The organism is Streptomyces sp. TSRI0107 (assembly GCF_001905845.1).
GTDB lineage: Bacteria > Actinomycetota > Actinomycetes > Streptomycetales > Streptomycetaceae > Streptomyces.
This window is the reverse complement of the sequence record NZ_LIVZ01000017.1, coordinates 63,403-78,220: the sequence shown is the minus strand read 5'-3', so window position 1 is coordinate 78,220 and position 14,818 is coordinate 63,403. Positions and strand designations below refer to the sequence as shown.

The 14,818-nt window shown below is 71.4% G+C and carries 12 protein-coding genes; 8 read left to right on the top strand and 4 right to left on the bottom strand.

Going from position 1 to position 14,818, the window contains the following annotated elements; all coding sequences use genetic code 11:
* Positions 1 to 110: 110 nt before the first annotated feature.
* A complete protein-coding gene (locus AMK31_RS35540; RefSeq protein ID WP_073944878.1) occupies positions 111 to 1,091 on the top strand; it encodes an NAD(P)H-quinone oxidoreductase in 981 nt (326 codons plus the stop codon).
* A 28-nt stretch (positions 1,092 to 1,119) separates the two neighbouring features.
* Here AMK31_RS35540 and AMK31_RS40560 read toward each other — a convergent pair whose 3' ends face one another.
* Entirely contained in the window at positions 1,120 to 1,491 is a 372-nt protein-coding gene (locus AMK31_RS40560; protein ID WP_143204291.1) for a hypothetical protein, read from the bottom strand.
* Positions 1,492 to 1,843: 352 nt separating this feature from the next.
* Here AMK31_RS40560 and AMK31_RS35530 point away from each other — a divergent pair, with 352 nt between their 5' ends.
* On the top strand, positions 1,844 to 2,392 hold the full coding sequence (locus tag AMK31_RS35530; protein WP_073944876.1) for a bacterial proteasome activator family protein: 549 nt from the start codon (positions 1,844 to 1,846) through the stop codon (positions 2,390 to 2,392).
* Positions 2,393 to 2,470: 78 nt separating this feature from the next.
* Here the strand turns inward: AMK31_RS35530 and AMK31_RS35525 are convergent, their stop codons facing one another.
* Entirely contained in the window at positions 2,471 to 4,111 is a 1,641-nt protein-coding gene (locus AMK31_RS35525; protein ID WP_073944875.1) for a protein kinase domain-containing protein, read from the bottom strand.
* 324 nt (positions 4,112 to 4,435) lie between these two features.
* Here AMK31_RS35525 and AMK31_RS35520 point away from each other — a divergent pair, with 324 nt between their 5' ends.
* Entirely contained in the window at positions 4,436 to 6,094 is a 1,659-nt protein-coding gene (locus AMK31_RS35520) for a protein kinase domain-containing protein (RefSeq protein ID WP_079187071.1), read from the top strand.
* Between the two features lie 123 nt (positions 6,095 to 6,217).
* Here AMK31_RS35520 and AMK31_RS35515 read toward each other — a convergent pair whose 3' ends face one another.
* The gene (locus tag AMK31_RS35515; protein ID WP_198948644.1) at positions 6,218 to 7,261 is read right to left on the bottom strand and encodes a phosphotransferase; all 1,044 of its coding nucleotides are present in this window, start codon (positions 7,259 to 7,261) and stop codon (positions 6,218 to 6,220) included.
* A 576-nt stretch (positions 7,262 to 7,837) separates the two neighbouring features.
* On the opposite strand from AMK31_RS35515, the gene pdhA reads away from it, so the two are divergent.
* From pdhA to AMK31_RS35500, 3 genes are read left to right on the top strand one after another with little or no spacing between them, the layout of a single operon-like run.
* Positions 7,838 to 9,052 (top strand): pyruvate dehydrogenase (acetyl-transferring) E1 component subunit alpha, encoded by a 1,215-nt coding sequence (pdhA, locus tag AMK31_RS35510; RefSeq protein ID WP_073944874.1) that lies wholly within the window; start codon positions 7,838 to 7,840, stop codon positions 9,050 to 9,052.
* A gap of 1 nt (position 9,053) precedes the next feature.
* Positions 9,054 to 10,034: an alpha-ketoacid dehydrogenase subunit beta gene (locus tag AMK31_RS35505; protein ID WP_073944873.1), complete on the top strand. Its 981-nt coding sequence runs from the start codon at positions 9,054 to 9,056 to the stop codon at positions 10,032 to 10,034.
* 10 nt (positions 10,035 to 10,044) lie between these two features.
* The gene (locus tag AMK31_RS35500) at positions 10,045 to 11,511 is read left to right on the top strand and encodes a dihydrolipoamide acetyltransferase family protein (protein ID WP_073944872.1); all 1,467 of its coding nucleotides are present in this window, start codon (positions 10,045 to 10,047) and stop codon (positions 11,509 to 11,511) included.
* 200 nt (positions 11,512 to 11,711) lie between these two features.
* Here AMK31_RS35500 and AMK31_RS35495 read toward each other — a convergent pair whose 3' ends face one another.
* The gene (locus tag AMK31_RS35495) at positions 11,712 to 12,566 is read right to left on the bottom strand and encodes a D-alanyl-D-alanine carboxypeptidase family protein (RefSeq protein WP_073944934.1); all 855 of its coding nucleotides are present in this window, start codon (positions 12,564 to 12,566) and stop codon (positions 11,712 to 11,714) included.
* 294 nt (positions 12,567 to 12,860) lie between these two features.
* Between AMK31_RS35495 and AMK31_RS35490 the strand changes: the two genes are divergently transcribed.
* Positions 12,861 to 13,511, top strand: a complete 651-nt coding sequence (locus AMK31_RS35490) for a GntR family transcriptional regulator (RefSeq protein WP_073944871.1) — start codon at positions 12,861 to 12,863, stop codon at positions 13,509 to 13,511.
* Entirely contained in the window at positions 13,508 to 14,809 is a 1,302-nt protein-coding gene (locus tag AMK31_RS35485) for an MFS transporter (RefSeq protein WP_073944870.1), read from the top strand. Before AMK31_RS35490 ends, AMK31_RS35485 begins: the two co-directional genes overlap by 4 nt.
* The last annotated feature ends 9 nt before the right edge of the window (positions 14,810 to 14,818 follow it).

Genomic DNA, 14,818 nt, shown 5'->3' with positions numbered 1-14,818 from the left:
AAGACCTCCACCGTCGCGCAAACTCATCGCTCCCGCATACGCTTTTCGCCGCGATTCCGCCCGATGTCCCAGGCGCCTCCGCCTTCCGACCGAGGAGTAGCGTCGCTTCCATGCATGCGATCACGATTCCCAAACCCGGCGGTCCCGAGGCGCTGACCTGGGCGGAGGTACCGGATCCTGAGCCCGGCGAGGGCGAGGTCCTGGTCGAGGTGACGGCGAGCGCCGTGAACCGGGCCGACATCCTTCAGCGGCAGGGCTTCTACGCGCCGCCGCCCGGCGCCTCCCCCTATCCCGGCCTGGAGTGCTCCGGGCGGATCGCCGCCCTCGGCTCCGGCGTCGGCGGCTGGACCGTCGGCGACGAGGTGTGCGCGCTGCTCTCGGGCGGCGGTTACGCCGAGAAGGTCGTCGTCCCCGCCGGGCAGCTGCTGCCGGTGCCCAAGGGACTGACCGTCACCCAGGCCGCGGCGCTGCCCGAGGTGGTCTGCACGGTCTGGTCGAACGTCTTCATGGTCGCCCATCTGCGGCCCGGCGAGACGCTGCTCGTGCACGGCGGCTCCAGCGGCATCGGCACGATGGCGATCCAGCTCGCCAAGGCCGTCGGCGCCGACGTCGCCGTCACCGCCGGCACCCGGGAGAAGCTGGACCGCTGCGCCGAGCTGGGCGCCGACATTCTGATCAACTACCGGGAGCAGGACTTCGTCGCCGAGATCAAGGAGGCCACCGGCGGCGCGGGCGCCGACGTCATCCTCGACAACATGGGCGCCAAGTACCTCGACCGCAACGTCCAGGCGCTCGCCGTCAACGGCCGGCTCGCGATCATCGGGATGCAGGGCGGCGTCAAGGGCGAGCTGAACATCGGCGCCCTGCTCGCCAAGCGCGCCGCGATCAGCGCGACCTCGCTGCGGGCCCGCCCGCTCTCCGAGAAGGCGGCCATCGTGGCGGCCGTACGAGAGCATGTGTGGCCGCTGCTGGACGCCGGTCACGTACGGCCGGTCGTCGACCGCGAACTGCCGATGAGGGAGGCCGCCGCCGGGCACCGGCTGCTGGAGGAGAGCGGCCACGTCGGCAAGGTGCTGCTGGTCACGGAGTGACGGTGCCGCGCTGACGGCGGCGCGGCGGTCAGCCCCGTCCGCGCCGCACCCGCAGCCCGACGAAGGCGAGCCCGAGGCCGAGCCCGATGAGCACCATCCCGGAGCCGAGCGGCAGGATCCGCAGCACGGGCTCGCCGGTCCGTTCCACGGCGGCCTCGGGCGCGCCGGTGGCGGGTTCCGCCGACGGAGTGTCTGCTTCGTCCGCCGCGTCTTCGGGGGGCCGGTCCCTCGGGGGCTCCCGCAGGGGTTCCTCCATCCGCCCGGGCCGGTTCCGCCCCTCACCGGCGGGGTTCCCGGCCCGGCTGGGCGAGGGGGACTCCGCGGACGGGGTGGGCGGCGGCGTCCGGAAGGTCGATACGGTCCCGTACGACGAGACGGTGGCGTACGACGAAACGCCCACGTACGACGAAACGCGGCCGTACGTCGAAACGCCCTCGTACGACGAGACGCCGCCGTACGTCGAAACGGCCGCGTATGACGAAACAGGCCCGTACGTCGAAACAGGCCCGTACGTCGAAACAGACACGTACGTCGAATCAGGAGCCCCGTACGCCGGAACCCCGCCGTACGACCCCGCACCACCCCCCGGCAGGACCAGTACCGCTCCCAGTCCCGCCGCGCCCAGTGCTCGCGGCCATCGGCTCACGGAGTCAGCCTCACATCCCGGGCAGACCCCGGCATTCCGGATGCCGCCAGGTGGCTGGCCGTACCGGGTCATTCAGTGCGGTGCGCGCGTGGGAGAGAATGACCGTATGGAGATGCCGAGGAACGAAAGGTCGCCGGAGAACCCCCAGCGCATCCTGGTCGTGGGCCAGGACGGCATGGCACTCGGTGGCGGCGGTGGAGACGAGGACTCCCACGAGACCCCGGTGACGGACCAGGTCGAGCAGCCGGCGAAGGTCATGCGGATCGGCAGCATGATCAAGCAGCTGCTGGAGGAAGTGCGGGTGGCGCCTCTCGACGAGGCCAGCCGGGTCCGGCTCAAGGAGATCCACGCCAGCTCGGTGAAGGAGCTGGAGGACGGTCTGGCGCCGGAGCTGGTGGAGGAGCTGGAGCGGCTCTCCCTGCCGTTCACTGACGACGCGACCCCGTCCGACGCGGAACTGCGCATCGCGCAGGCTCAGTTGGTGGGCTGGCTGGAAGGCCTCTTCCACGGGATCCAGACGACGCTGTTCGCCCAGCAGATGGCCGCGCGGGCCCAGCTGGAGCAGATGCGCCGCGCGCTCCCGCCCGGCGTCGGCGGCCACGACGGCCACGACGATCCGCGCGGGGGCGGCCGCCAGGGCGGCCCGTACCTGTAAACCGTCCGCCGCACTCACCAGCCGTACGACCGAGAAAGGCCCGGCATCACGCCGGGCCCTTTCTCATCCCCGGGTCCGTCAGGACGCCGGGTTGCCGGTCGAGACGTAGAGCTGGATCTGGACGGTCTCCTCGGGATCGACGTCCGTGCCCGCGGCCGGGAACTGGCTCATGACCGTGCCGTCGCCGTAGGTGTTCTCGTCCTGGTCCTTGACCTCCACCTGCCAGCCCGCGGCCCGCAGGCACGCCTTGACCGACGTGATGTTCTTGAACTGGAAGTCCGGGATCTTGATCTTGTCGGGGTCGTTGTACGACTCCTGGGGCTCGGTGCACTCGGTCGTCTCGATCGTCCGAGAGGTGTCCGGCCCGCGGTACCCCGGCTTCTGCGTCACCGTGGCCGAAGGGCTGGCGTCGCCGCCCTTGCCCCGCTCCTCCTCACCGCCGCCGCCGCTCAGCGACAGCGCCGCGATCAGACCGCCGACCGCGAGCACGGCCACGATGGCGGAGCCGAGGATCACCGGCTTGTTGCTCTTGCGCCCACCGGAGGCCGAGGGGGCCGGCGGCTGCGGGGTGAGGTTGTACGCCGGCGTCGGCTGCGCGGCGTACGGGGACGGCGTCGGCGCCGGCGTCTGGTAGCCGCCCTGCTGCGGGTAGCCGTACGACGGCTGGGGCGCCGGCGGCGGAGTGCCGTACGGGTTGGGGACCGGCGTCGGCTGGTACGGCGTCTGGACGCCGCTCACGGGCGCCGGGGTGCCCTGGTCGACCGGCGGGAAGACGGCGGAGCCGACGCCCGCGCCGCTCTGCGTGGGGGCGCCCGGCACGATGCTCGGCGGGGCCGCCTGGACGGAGGCCGCGACCCGCAGGCACTCGTCGCGCATCGACTCGGCCGTGGGGAAACGCTCGTTGGGGTTCTTCTTCAGCGCGCGGGCGATCAGCGCGTCCACGGCCGGCGGCAGGGAGCGGTTGATCGAGGAGGCCGCGGCTGGCTCCTCCTGGACGTGCGCGTAGGCGATCGCCAGCGGCGAGTCCGCGTCGAACGGCAGCCGCCCGGTGACCAGTTGGAACAGCATGATGCCGACCGAGTACAGGTCGGAGCGGGCGTCCACGCCGCGGCCGAGCGCCTGCTCGGGGGAGAGGTACTGCGGGGTGCCGACGACCATGCCGGTCTGCGTCATCGAGGTGACACCGGACTGCATGGCCCGCGCGATGCCGAAGTCCATCACCTTGATGACGTTCCGCTTCGTCACCATCACGTTGCCGGGCTTGATGTCCCGGTGGACCAGCCCCATCTCGTGGCTGATCTCCAGAGCCGCCAGCACGTCCGCGGTGACCTTGAGGGCCTTGTCGGCGGGCATCGCGCCGAACTGCCGGATGTCCTCCTCCAGCACGGAGCCCAGCGGACGGCCCTCGACGTACTCCATGACGATGTAAGGCGTCGTCATGCCGTCGACGTCGTCCTCGCCGGTGTCGAAGACCGAGACGATGTTGGTGTGCGTGAGCTTCGCCACCGCCTGGGCCTCGCGGCGGAACCGCTCGCGGAACGCCTGTTCGCGGCCCAGTTCGGTGTGCAGGGTCTTGATCGCGACCTGACGGTCGAGCACCGCGTCGTACGCGAGGTGGACGGAGGCCATGCCGCCCTGGCCGAGCAGATCACGCAGCTGATAGCGGCCGCCGGCGAGCGAACGCCCCGCGTACCGGTCCTGTGCGCCGTCCTGGCTCATGATCCGTATCCCCCGTCGGCCTGCAGGCGCCGTTGATCGAAAGTGCTATTCCCGGCCAAGTCTGCCCCAGGCCACTGACACGTCAAGCTCGGTGCCCGTTCCGTGACCGTACGCGAAAGAAGCGTCGCGGAAGCGTTACAGCGGCCGTACGCCCGGTACACAGGATTTGCACGACCGCGCGGGCGCACGGTTTCATGGCCGGTCCGTCTCGTGCCGGTCACGGCGCCCGTCCCGGACCGGTGGCTTGCGCGGAGGCTGTAGCGTGGCCGACGGAGACCGTAACAACACCGCGCGCACCGCGGGCAGAAACGACGGCGAGGACTGATGGCACAGCAGCAGCGCGCTCAGGGCCCGTCCGACCCCGAGGCGAGTGGCGGCGGGATGTCGGATGCGCCGGAGCTGTGGGGTAATGGCGGACTGGTCGGGGACGGCCGGTACCGGCTGACGCACCGGCTCGGCCGGGGCGGCATGGCCGAGGTGTTCGCGGCCGAGGACGTACGTCTCGGCCGTACCGTGGCGGTCAAGCTGCTGCGCGCCGACCTCGCCGAGGACCCGGTCTCCAAGGCCCGCTTCACGCGCGAGGCGCAGTCCGTCGCCGGCCTCAACCACCACGCGATCGTCGCCGTGTACGACTCCGGCGAGGACTTCGTCGGCGGCCAGTCGGTGCCGTACATCGTGATGGAGCTGGTCGAGGGCCGCACCATCCGCGATCTGCTGCACAACGCCGAGGCGCCCGGCCCCGAGCAGGCGCTGATCATCGTCTCCGGCGTCCTGGAGGCGCTGGCCTACTCGCACCAGCACGGCATCGTGCACCGCGACATCAAGCCCGCCAACGTCATCATCACCGACAACGGCGCCGTGAAGGTGATGGACTTCGGCATCGCCCGCGCCCTGCACGGCGCGTCCACGACGATGACGCAGACCGGCATGGTGATGGGCACCCCGCAGTACCTGTCCCCGGAACAGGCGCTCGGCAAGGCCGTCGACCACCGCTCCGACCTGTACGCCACCGGCTGCCTGCTCTACGAACTCCTCGCGCTGCGCCCGCCGTTCGTCGGCGAGACCCCGCTGTCGGTGGTCTACCAGCACGTCCAGGACATCCCGACGCCGCCGTCCGAGGTCTCCGAGGGCACCGCCCCGCCGGAGCTGGACGGCCTCGTCATGCGCTCGCTCGCCAAGGAGCCCGACGACCGTTTCCAGACCGCCGAGGAGATGCGCGGGCTGGTCCAGTACGGCCTGCAGATGCTGTACGAGCAGGGCGGCCACACCGGCACCTGGAACACCGGCCCGGTCGAGGCGCACGAAGGCCGGCACACCCCGGCCGGCGGTCTCGCGGGCACGACGGTGCTGCCGCACCCGGTGGACGCCTCCGGCACCACGCAGATCCCGCAGCAGATCCTGCCGAACTACGGCGGCGGCCGGGACGACGGCGGCTTCGAGGGGCACGGCAACAGGGGCAGCGGCCGCGGCAAGCTGTGGATCCTCGCCGTCCTCGCGGTGATCGCCATCGCGGCGGGCGTCGCGCTCGCCCTCAACGGCGACAACGGCAAGAAGCCGAGCACGGACAACTCGCCCTCCCCGACGGTCTCGCAGAGCACCGACAAGGAGACGCCCGAGGAGTCGCCGAGCGACGACACGCCCGAGGAGTCCCCGGACACCTCCACGGGCCAGGACACGGGCACCGGCGACGGCTGGGGCAACTACGACCCGACGCCGGCCCCCTCGTACTCCCCGCAGCCGTCCTTCACCGACGGCCCGTCGGACCAGCCGACGAACACCGCGCCGACCGACACCGGCGGCACGGACACCGGTGGCACGGAGAACGGCGGCACCGAGAACGGCGGTACGGAGAACGGTGGCACCGAGAACGGCGGCACCGAGAACGGCGGTACGGAGAACGGCGGCACCGAGAACGGTGGCACCGACACCGCCGGCACGGACGCGGGCGTCATCGGCGGCGCCGACGGGGGCGGCGGCGTCTGAGTTGCTCGCGCCCCCGCGCGGACGTCCTCCACACCGACATCGGCCCCCGCGCGGACGCCCTTCACACCGACATCCGCCCCCGCGCGGACGTCCTTACATCGACGAACAACGCTTGCGCGGGCGTCACTCCACGAACGCCCCGCACACCTCGTCGTACTCCCGGGTCCACCACACCGCCAGCGCCGAGGCGGCGGGGAACTGGGGGTCCGCGCGGGTGTCGCCGCGCTCGTAGTGCCAGCGCAGCATCCAGAAGTCGTTGAGGCGTTCCCACCACACGCGGTGCACGGCCGCCGCGAGTTCCGAGGGCGTGGCCTGCGCCGAACGCCGGTACGCGCGCGCGTACGCCCGCGCCTTGGGCAGGTCCAGGGTGCCCGCGGGCTGGACGAAGAAGATCGCGGCGGCGCGTACGGCCTCCTCCGCGCGGGGCTGTACGCCGAGCCGGTCCCAGTCGACGATCGCGGCCGGGGCGTCGCCCTGATAGAGCACGTTGAACGGGTGGAAGTCGCCGTGCACCCAGCCCACCGAGCCGCCGCGCGGTGGCCGTCGGTCCGCGTGCCGCTCCAGCAGGGCGCGCCGCTCCAGGAGGCGGTGCCGGGCGAGTTCGTCGAAGGAGTCGGCGGGCCGGTGCCTGCGCACGCGCGCGAGGAGGTCGTCGATGAGGTCGAACGTGTCGGCGGGGTCGGCGCTCTCCACCGGGTGCGGGCTGGTGGCCGGGGGCGTGCGTCCCTTGGGCGGCATCACGCGCTCCAGGCTCGCGTGCACGGCGCCCAGGAGCGCCCCGAGCCGGGCGCACTGGCCGGGGGTGAGCTGGCCGCCGTGGCGGTGCCGGCCGTCGATCCACGGGTGCAGGGCGTAGGCGTGGCCGCCGACGACGGCGACCGTGCGGCCGTCGCGTCCGGCCAGCGGCGGCGCGACGGGGACGCCGAGGGCGGCCAGGCGCTGGGTGGCGCGGTGGCGGCGCTCGATCGCGGCGGGGTCGGCGGTGTCGGGGTCGAAGTGGTGCTTGAGGAAGTAGCGGCCGCGGGTGGTGCACAGCCGGTAGCCGCGGTTCAGCAGCCCTTGGTCGACGGGGTCGCAGGCGAGGGCGGAACCTGCGGCGTACTGACGGAGCAGAGCGCGCAGCGGGGGCGCGTGGGGGGCGGGGGGTGGTACACAGGGGCGCGGCACGCGCCAGATGCTAGGGCACCGAATGAGCCCGTGAGCTGGGCGTTGTCACAGGAAGTCGCCGACGATCGCATTCGGTCACAGGGCGTCACGGTGTGCCTTTCGAGGCGCCTTTTTCATAAAGTCCGACCGCGGGTCCGGGCTTAAGTCGGACCCCGAGTCAGGCCGCGAATCCCACCATGATCCTCGGCGTTTCCCGGCCGGCGTCTCGTGATCGTCGCGTAGGAATATCCTGATTTGTCAGTCTTCGCGCACGAGGTCAGTGTCACAGACCAGCTCTTCCCGTGACCTGGGTGGCCGGGATAACGTGCCCGTGTTCCGGCCCCCTGCAAGGCTGTGACCAGGGTTCCTTCCCGGCTTTTCGATTTACTTGGATTTCCAAGCAAAAACGCAGGTCAGGAGGGGTTTCACAGAAATGTGGAGCACTGGGTAACGTGATTGTTGCAGGGCGCTCGCCGGGGCACCTGTCACGCCTGTTCCCGGCCGAGTGGCACCCACCCCGTGCCCGGAGGCCGAGAAAAGGTGAGCCGCACTGGCCTTACCGGCGAACCCGGGGGCCGGACCGACGGAGGAGCACACGTGACCGTGGAGAGCACTGCCGCGCGCACACCGCGACGCAGCGCCAGTACGAAGAGCACGGCCGGCAAGCGCACGACGGCGAAGAAGGGGACCGGCGCCACCAAGGGCACCGAACCCGAGCTCGTGCAGTTGCTGACGCCCGAAGGCAAGCGCGTCAAGAACGCCGAGTACGACAAGTACGTCGCCGGCATCACCCCCGAAGAGCTGCGCGGTCTGTACCGCGACATGGTGCTCACCCGCCGCTTCGACGCCGAGGCGACCTCGCTCCAGCGTCAGGGCGAGCTGGGCCTGTGGGCCTCGCTGCTCGGCCAGGAGGCCGCCCAGATCGGCTCCGGCCGGGCGCTGCGGGACGACGACTACGTCTTCCCCACCTACCGCGAGCACGGCGTCGCCTGGTGCCGCGGGGTCGACCCGGCCAACCTGCTCGGCATGTTCCGCGGGGTGAACAACGGCGGCTGGGACCCGAACGGCAACAACTTCCACCTGTACACGATCGTCATCGGTTCCCAGACCCTGCACGCCACCGGCTACGCCATGGGCATCGCCAAGGACGGCGCCGACAGCGCGGTCATCGCGTACTTCGGCGACGGCGCCTCCAGCCAGGGCGACGTGGCCGAGTCCTTCACCTTCTCCGCGGTCTACAACGCGCCCGTGGTGTTCTTCTGCCAGAACAACCAGTGGGCGATCTCCGAGCCGACCGAGAAGCAGACCCGCGTCCCGCTCTACCAGCGCGCGCAGGGCTTCGGCTTCCCCGGCGTCCGCGTCGACGGCAACGACGTCCTCGCCTGCCTCGCGGTCACCAAGTGGGCCCTGGAGCGGGCCCGCCTCGGTGAGGGCCCCACCCTGGTCGAGGCGTACACGTACCGCATGGGCGCGCACACCACCTCCGACGACCCCACCCGGTACCGGGGCGACGAGGAGCGCCTGGCCTGGGAGGCCAAGGACCCGATCCTGCGCCTTCGCCGGTACCTGGAGGCATCGAACCACGCGGACGAGGGATTCTTCGCGGAACTCGACGCGGAGAGCGAGACGTTGGGCAAGCGAGTACGCGAGGCGGTCCGCGCCATGCCGGACCCGGACCACTTCGCCATCTTCGAGAACGTGTACGCGGACGGACACGCGCTCGTCGACGAGGAGCGCGCCCAGTTCGCCGCCTACCAGGCGTCGTTCTCGACGGAGTCCGAAAGCGGCTTCGCCGCGGGTGAGGGGGTCTGACATGGCAGCGGAGAAGATGGCTCTGGCCAAGGCGATCAACGAGTCGCTGCGCCACGCCCTGGAGGCCGACCCGAAGGTCCTCATCATGGGCGAGGACGTCGGCAAGCTCGGCGGCGTCTTCCGGGTGACCGACGGCCTCCAGAAGGACTTCGGCGAGAGCCGCGTCATCGACACCCCCCTCGCCGAGTCCGGCATCGTCGGCACGGCGATCGGCCTCGCGCTGCGCGGCTACCGCCCCGTGGTCGAGATCCAGTTCGACGGCTTCGTCTTCCCGGCGTACGACCAGATCGTCACGCAGCTCGCGAAGATGCACGCCCGCTCGCTGGGCAAGGTCAAGATGCCCGTCGTCGTCCGCATCCCCTACGGCGGCGGCATCGGCGCGGTCGAGCACCACTCGGAGTCCCCGGAGGCGCTCTTCGCGCATGTGGCGGGTCTGAAGATCGTCAGCCCGTCCAACGCCTCCGACGCGTACTGGATGATGCAGCAGGCCATCCAGAGCGACGACCCGGTGATCTTCTTCGAGCCCAAGCGGCGCTACTGGGACAAGGGCGAGGTCAACACCGAGGCCATCCCCGGCCCGCTGCACGGCGCGCGCGTGGTCCGCGAGGGCACCGACCTCACCCTGGCCGCCTACGGCCCGATGGTGAAGACCTGCCTGGAGGCCGCCGCCGCGGCCGCCGAGGAGGGCAAGTCCCTCGAGGTCCTGGACCTGCGCTCGGTCTCGCCGCTCGACTTCGACGCCATCCAGGCCTCCGTGGAGAAGACCCGCCGACTGGTCGTCGTCCACGAGGCGCCGGTGTTCTTCGGCTCCGGCGCGGAGATCGCCGCCCGGATCACGGAGCGCTGCTTCTACCACCTGGAGGCCCCGGTGCTCCGGGTCGGCGGCTACCACGCCCCGTACCCGCCGGCGCGTCTGGAGGAGGAGTACCTGCCGGGCCTGGACCGGGTGCTCGACGCCGTCGACCGTGCCCTGGCGTACTGAGGAGAGGGTCGTGACGACGATGACGGAAGCGTCCGTACGCGAGTTCAAGATGCCGGACGTGGGCGAGGGCCTCACCGAGGCCGAGATCCTCAAGTGGTACGTCCAGCCCGGTGACACGGTCACCGACGGGCAGATCGTCTGCGAGGTGGAGACGGCCAAGGCCGCCGTCGAGCTGCCCATCCCCTACGACGGCGTGGTCCGCGCGCTGCACTTCCCCGAGGGCACCACGGTCGACGTGGGCACGTCGATCATCGCGGTCGAGGTGGCGGGCGGTGCCCCGGCCGGCGAGGCACCCCAGCCCGCGCCGGCCGTGGCGGAGGCGCCCGCGGCAAAGGAGCCGCAGCCCGAGGGCCGCCAGCCGGTGCTGGTCGGCTACGGCGTGGCCGCCTCGTCGACCAAGCGCCGCCCGCGCAAGGGCGCCGAGGTCCCGGCCCGGCAGGTCTCGACGGCGATCCAGACGGAGCTGAACGGCCACGGTGGCGCCACCCCGGCCCCGCCCGCCCAGCCGCCCGCTCCCGCTCAGGCCGCCGCGGTGGCCCAGCAGCGCCCCCTGGCCAAGCCCCCGGTGCGGAAGCTGGCCAAGGACCTCGGCGTCGACCTCGCCACGGTCGTCCCGACCGGCCCCGACGGCATCATCACGCGCGAGGACGTGCACGCGGCGGTGGCCCCGCCGCAGGCCCCCGCCCAGGCCCCGGCCGCCGCACCCGCGGCCCCGGCCCCCGCCCAGGCTCCGGCAGCCGCCCAGGCACCGGCGCCGGTCGCCGCGTACGACGCGGCGCGCGAGACCCGTATCCCGGTCAAGGGCGTCCGCAAGGCGACGGCCGCGGCGATGGTCGGCTCGGCGTTCACCGCGCCGCATGTCACGGAGTTCGTGACGGTCGACGTCACGCGCACCATGCGGCTGGTCGAGGAGCTGAAGCAGGACAAGGAGTTCAGCGGGCTGCGGGTGAACCCGCTGCTGCTGATCGCCAAGGCCCTGCTGGTGGCCGTCAAGCGCAACCCGGACATCAACGCGTCCTGGGACGAGGCGGCGCAGGAGATCGTGGTCAAGCACTACGTGAACCTGGGCATCGCCGCGGCCACCCCGCGCGGTCTGATCGTCCCGAACATCAAGGACGCCCACGACAAGACGCTGCCGCAGCTGGCCGAGTCCCTGGGCGAGCTGGTGGGCACGGCACGCGAGGGCCGGACGTCCCCTGCGGCCATGCAGGGCGGCACGATCACCATCACCAACGTCGGCGTCTTCGGCGTCGACACCGGTACGCCGATCCTCAACCCCGGCGAGTCCGCGATCCTCGCGGTCGGCGCGATCAAGCTCCAGCCGTGGGTGCACAAGGGCAAGGTGAAGCCGCGTCAGGTCACCACCCTGGCGCTGTCCTTCGACCACCGCCTGGTCGACGGCGAACTGGGCTCCAAGGTGCTGGCCGACGTGGCGGCGATCCTGGAGCAGCCCAAGCGGCTGATCACCTGGGCGTAGGACCCCTGGAGCCGCGTGTCCCCACGGGGGCGCGCGGCTCCCGCTTTCCGGGAGGCCGGCCGGCCTCGAGGGAGGCGGGCCGGAAGTACCGGGCCCGCGGGCCGGAGCGGGACAGGACCGACCCGCGCGAAGGTCCAGCCGCCGCCCAGGAGGTCCAGGACGGCGGCCTTCCATATGCCTGCGTCGAGCACGGACCAGGCTCAGCCGAGCTTCGCGAAGCCGTAGTTCAGCAGCTTCGTCGCGTCCGACTTGCGGGTCGTCGCGTCGGTGGAGGCGAGGATCGTGCCGTAGACCGTCTTGCCGTTGCGGGTGGCGGCGAAGACCAGGCAGTACTTGGCCTCGGTGCCCGAGCCGGTCTTCACACCGGTCGCGCCGGTGTAGGAGCCGAGCAGCGGGTTGGTGTTCTTCCACGGGTCCATCGTGCGGACCGTGTTGTTCGTGGTGATGGTCTTCGCCGTGTACGACTTCGTCTTCACGATCGTGCGGAACGTGGAGTTCTTCATCGCGTTGGCGGCCAGTTTCGTCAGGTCGCGCGGCGTCGAGTAGTTGGCGCCGTGGCCGATGCCGTCGAACGAGTCGAAGTGCGTGTTGGTCAGGCCCAGGCTCTTGGCCTGCGCGTTCATCTTGCCGATGAACGACTTCACGCGCGCCGCGCGCGTCGAGCCCGTGCCGAACTTGTCGGCCAGCGCGTAGGCCGCGTCGCAGCCGGAGGGCAGCATCAGGCCGTACAGCAGCTGGCGGACGGTCACCTTGTCGCCGACGATGAGCCTGGCGTTGGAGGCCCAGTTGTTGTCGACGATGTAGTCGCTGTACGCCTTCTCGATCTTGACCTCGGCGTTGAGGTCGAGGTTCGGCTGGGACAGCACCACCTTCGCGGTCATGATTTTGGTCGTGGAGCCGGTGGAGCGCTTGGTGTCCGCGGCCTTGGTGTAAAGCGTCTTGCCGTTCGCGGCGTTCATGACGAAGCCGCCCTTGGCGGCGATGGTGGGCGTGGCGACGGCCTGCGCGGGGGCCGCGCCGAACGCGCCGGCGGCGAGCAGGGCGCCGGTGGTCATGGTGACGGCGGCTGCTCTGCGGACACGGAAGCCCTTGGTGCTGAGGCCCTTGTTGGCGGTGATCAAGTGAGATACCCCGATTACGTCGGATGCGCCTGTGGTGCGGCCGGGTCGACAGATCTGCCTGGTGCAGAGCTGGCGCAGAGAGCGGGGCCGCACCTGTGTGACTCGTGACTACCGCGAAGGGTTGTACGCGACCCCGGAAAAACCTGTGAGTTGGGGAGGACGGCGGGCCGCACGTCCGGATGTTGGACGCTCCCGCTCATGCGTACGTGTTGTATCTATCCTGTCGGCATGACCATGGCCGTGAAGCAACCGCCCGCCGCCGACCGCGTGTACGCCCACGTCAAGAATGGTGTCCTGGACCGCCGCTACGAGGGCGGGACGCTGCTCACCGAGGGCGAGCTGGCCGAGGCGGTCGGGGTTTCGCGCACGCCGGTGCGTGAGGCGCTGCTGCGGCTGGAGGCCGAGGGGCTGATCAAGCTCTACCCGAAGAAGGGCGCCCTGGTGCTGCCGGTCTCCGCACAGGAGATCGCCGATGTCGTCGAGACGCGCCTGCTGGTGGAGGAGCACGCCGCGCGCAAGGCCGTGCCCGCGCCGCCCGGACTCGTCGCCCGCCTGGAGCGACTGCTCGCCCAGCAGAAGGAACAGGCCGCCGCCGGGGACCTGGCCGCCGTCGCGGTCACCGACCGCTGCTTCCACGCCGAGATCGTCCGCAGCGGCGGCAACGACATCCTCTCCCGCCTCTACGACCAGCTCCGCGACCGCCAGCTGCGGATGGGCGTCGCCGTGATGCACTCCCACCCCGACCGCATCGCCAAGAACCTCGACGAGCACGAGGAGATCCTGGACGCGCTGCGCTCCGGTGACGCCGAGGCGGCCGTCGCGGTCGTCCACCGGCACGTCGGCTGGTTCTCGCACCTGGCGCGGGGTGAGGTCCGATGAGCGCGCCTGCCACAGCACTGCCGGGCGATCCGCCCGGCGGCCGCCGCGCGGTCGCCGTCTGGTCGATCGGCGTCGCCGTCTACTTCGTCGCCGTCATCTTCCGCACGTCGCTGGGGGTGGCCGGCCTCGACGCCGCCGACCGCTTCGACGTGGGCGCCTCCGCCCTGTCGACCTTCTCCATCCTCCAGCTGCTGGTCTACGCCGGGATGCAGATCCCCGTCGGCCTGCTGGTCGACCGGCTCGGCACCAAGAAGGTGCTGACCATCGGGGTCGTGCTGTTCACGGCCGGACAACTGGGCTTCGCTTTCTCCCAGTCGTACGGCATGGCGCTCGCCTCGCGGGCGCTGCTGGGCTGCGGTGACGCGATGACGTTCATCAGCGTGCTGCGGCTCGGCACCCGCTGGTTCCCGGCCCGGCGCGGTCCGCTGATCGCGCAGCTCGCGGGGCTCGTCGGCATGGCGGGCAACCTGGTCTCCACGCTCGTCCTCGCCCGGCTGCTGCACGGCATCGGCTGGACGCAGGCGTTCGCGGGCAGCGCGCTCGCCGGAGTCGTCGTCCTCGTCCTGCTGCTGCTCTTCCTGAAGGACCACCCGGAGGGCCACGAACCGGAACCCGTCCCGCACCAGGGGGCGGCCTACGTGCGCCGGCAGATCGTCACGTCCTGGCGGGAGCCCGGCACCCGGCTCGGCCTGTGGGTGCACTTCACCACCCAGTTCCCGGCGATGGTGTTCCTGCTGCTGTGGGGCCTGCCGTTCCTGGTCGAGGCGCAGGGCCTGTCCCGCGCGGCGGCCGGTGAGCTGCTGACGCTGGTGGTGCTGTCGAACATGGCGATCGGACTGGTCTACGGCCAGATCGTCGCCCGGCACCACGGGGCGCGGCTGCCCCTCGCGCTGGGCACGGTCGGTGCGACGGCGCTGCTGTGGGCGGTGACCCTCGCCTGGCCGGGCGAGCGGGCGCCGATGTGGCTGCTGGTGGTGCTGTGCGCGGTGCTCGGGGCCTGTGGGCCCGCCTCCATGATCGGCTTCGACTTCGCCCGGCCGGCGAACCCGCCGGAGCGTCAGGGCACCGCCTCCGGAATCACCAACATGGGTGGTTTCATCGCCTCGATGACGACCCTGTTCGCGATCGGGGTGCTGCTGGACGCCACCGGCGACGACTACACCGTCGCCTTCTCCGCCGTCTTCGTGCTCCAGGTGCTCGGCGTCAGCCAGATCCTGCGGCTGCGCGGCCGGGCGGCCCGCCGGGAACGGGAGCGGCTGGTGGCGAGCCGGGTGGAGACGGTGCACGTACCGGCGTGAGCCGGGCCC

What these genes read in the sequence shown, in the direction of transcription:
- AMK31_RS35540 (WP_073944878.1), top strand. Translation starts at nt 111, where the DNA reads ATGCATGCGATCACGATTCCCAAACCCGGCGGTCCCGAGGCGCTGACC.
- AMK31_RS35530 (WP_073944876.1), top strand. Translation starts at nt 1,844, where the DNA reads ATGGAGATGCCGAGGAACGAAAGGTCGCCGGAGAACCCCCAGCGCATC.
- AMK31_RS35525 (WP_073944875.1), bottom strand. Translation starts at nt 4,111, where the DNA reads ATGAGCCAGGACGGCGCACAGGACCGGTACGCGGGGCGTTCGCTCGCC.
- AMK31_RS35520 (WP_079187071.1), top strand. Translation starts at nt 4,436, where the DNA reads ATGGCACAGCAGCAGCGCGCTCAGGGCCCGTCCGACCCCGAGGCGAGT.
- AMK31_RS35505 (WP_073944873.1), top strand. Translation starts at nt 9,054, where the DNA reads ATGGCAGCGGAGAAGATGGCTCTGGCCAAGGCGATCAACGAGTCGCTG.
- AMK31_RS35495 (WP_073944934.1), bottom strand. Translation starts at nt 12,566, where the DNA reads ATGACCACCGGCGCCCTGCTCGCCGCCGGCGCGTTCGGCGCGGCCCCC.
- AMK31_RS35490 (WP_073944871.1), top strand. Translation starts at nt 12,861, where the DNA reads ATGACCATGGCCGTGAAGCAACCGCCCGCCGCCGACCGCGTGTACGCC.
- AMK31_RS35485 (WP_073944870.1), top strand. Translation starts at nt 13,508, where the DNA reads ATGAGCGCGCCTGCCACAGCACTGCCGGGCGATCCGCCCGGCGGCCGC.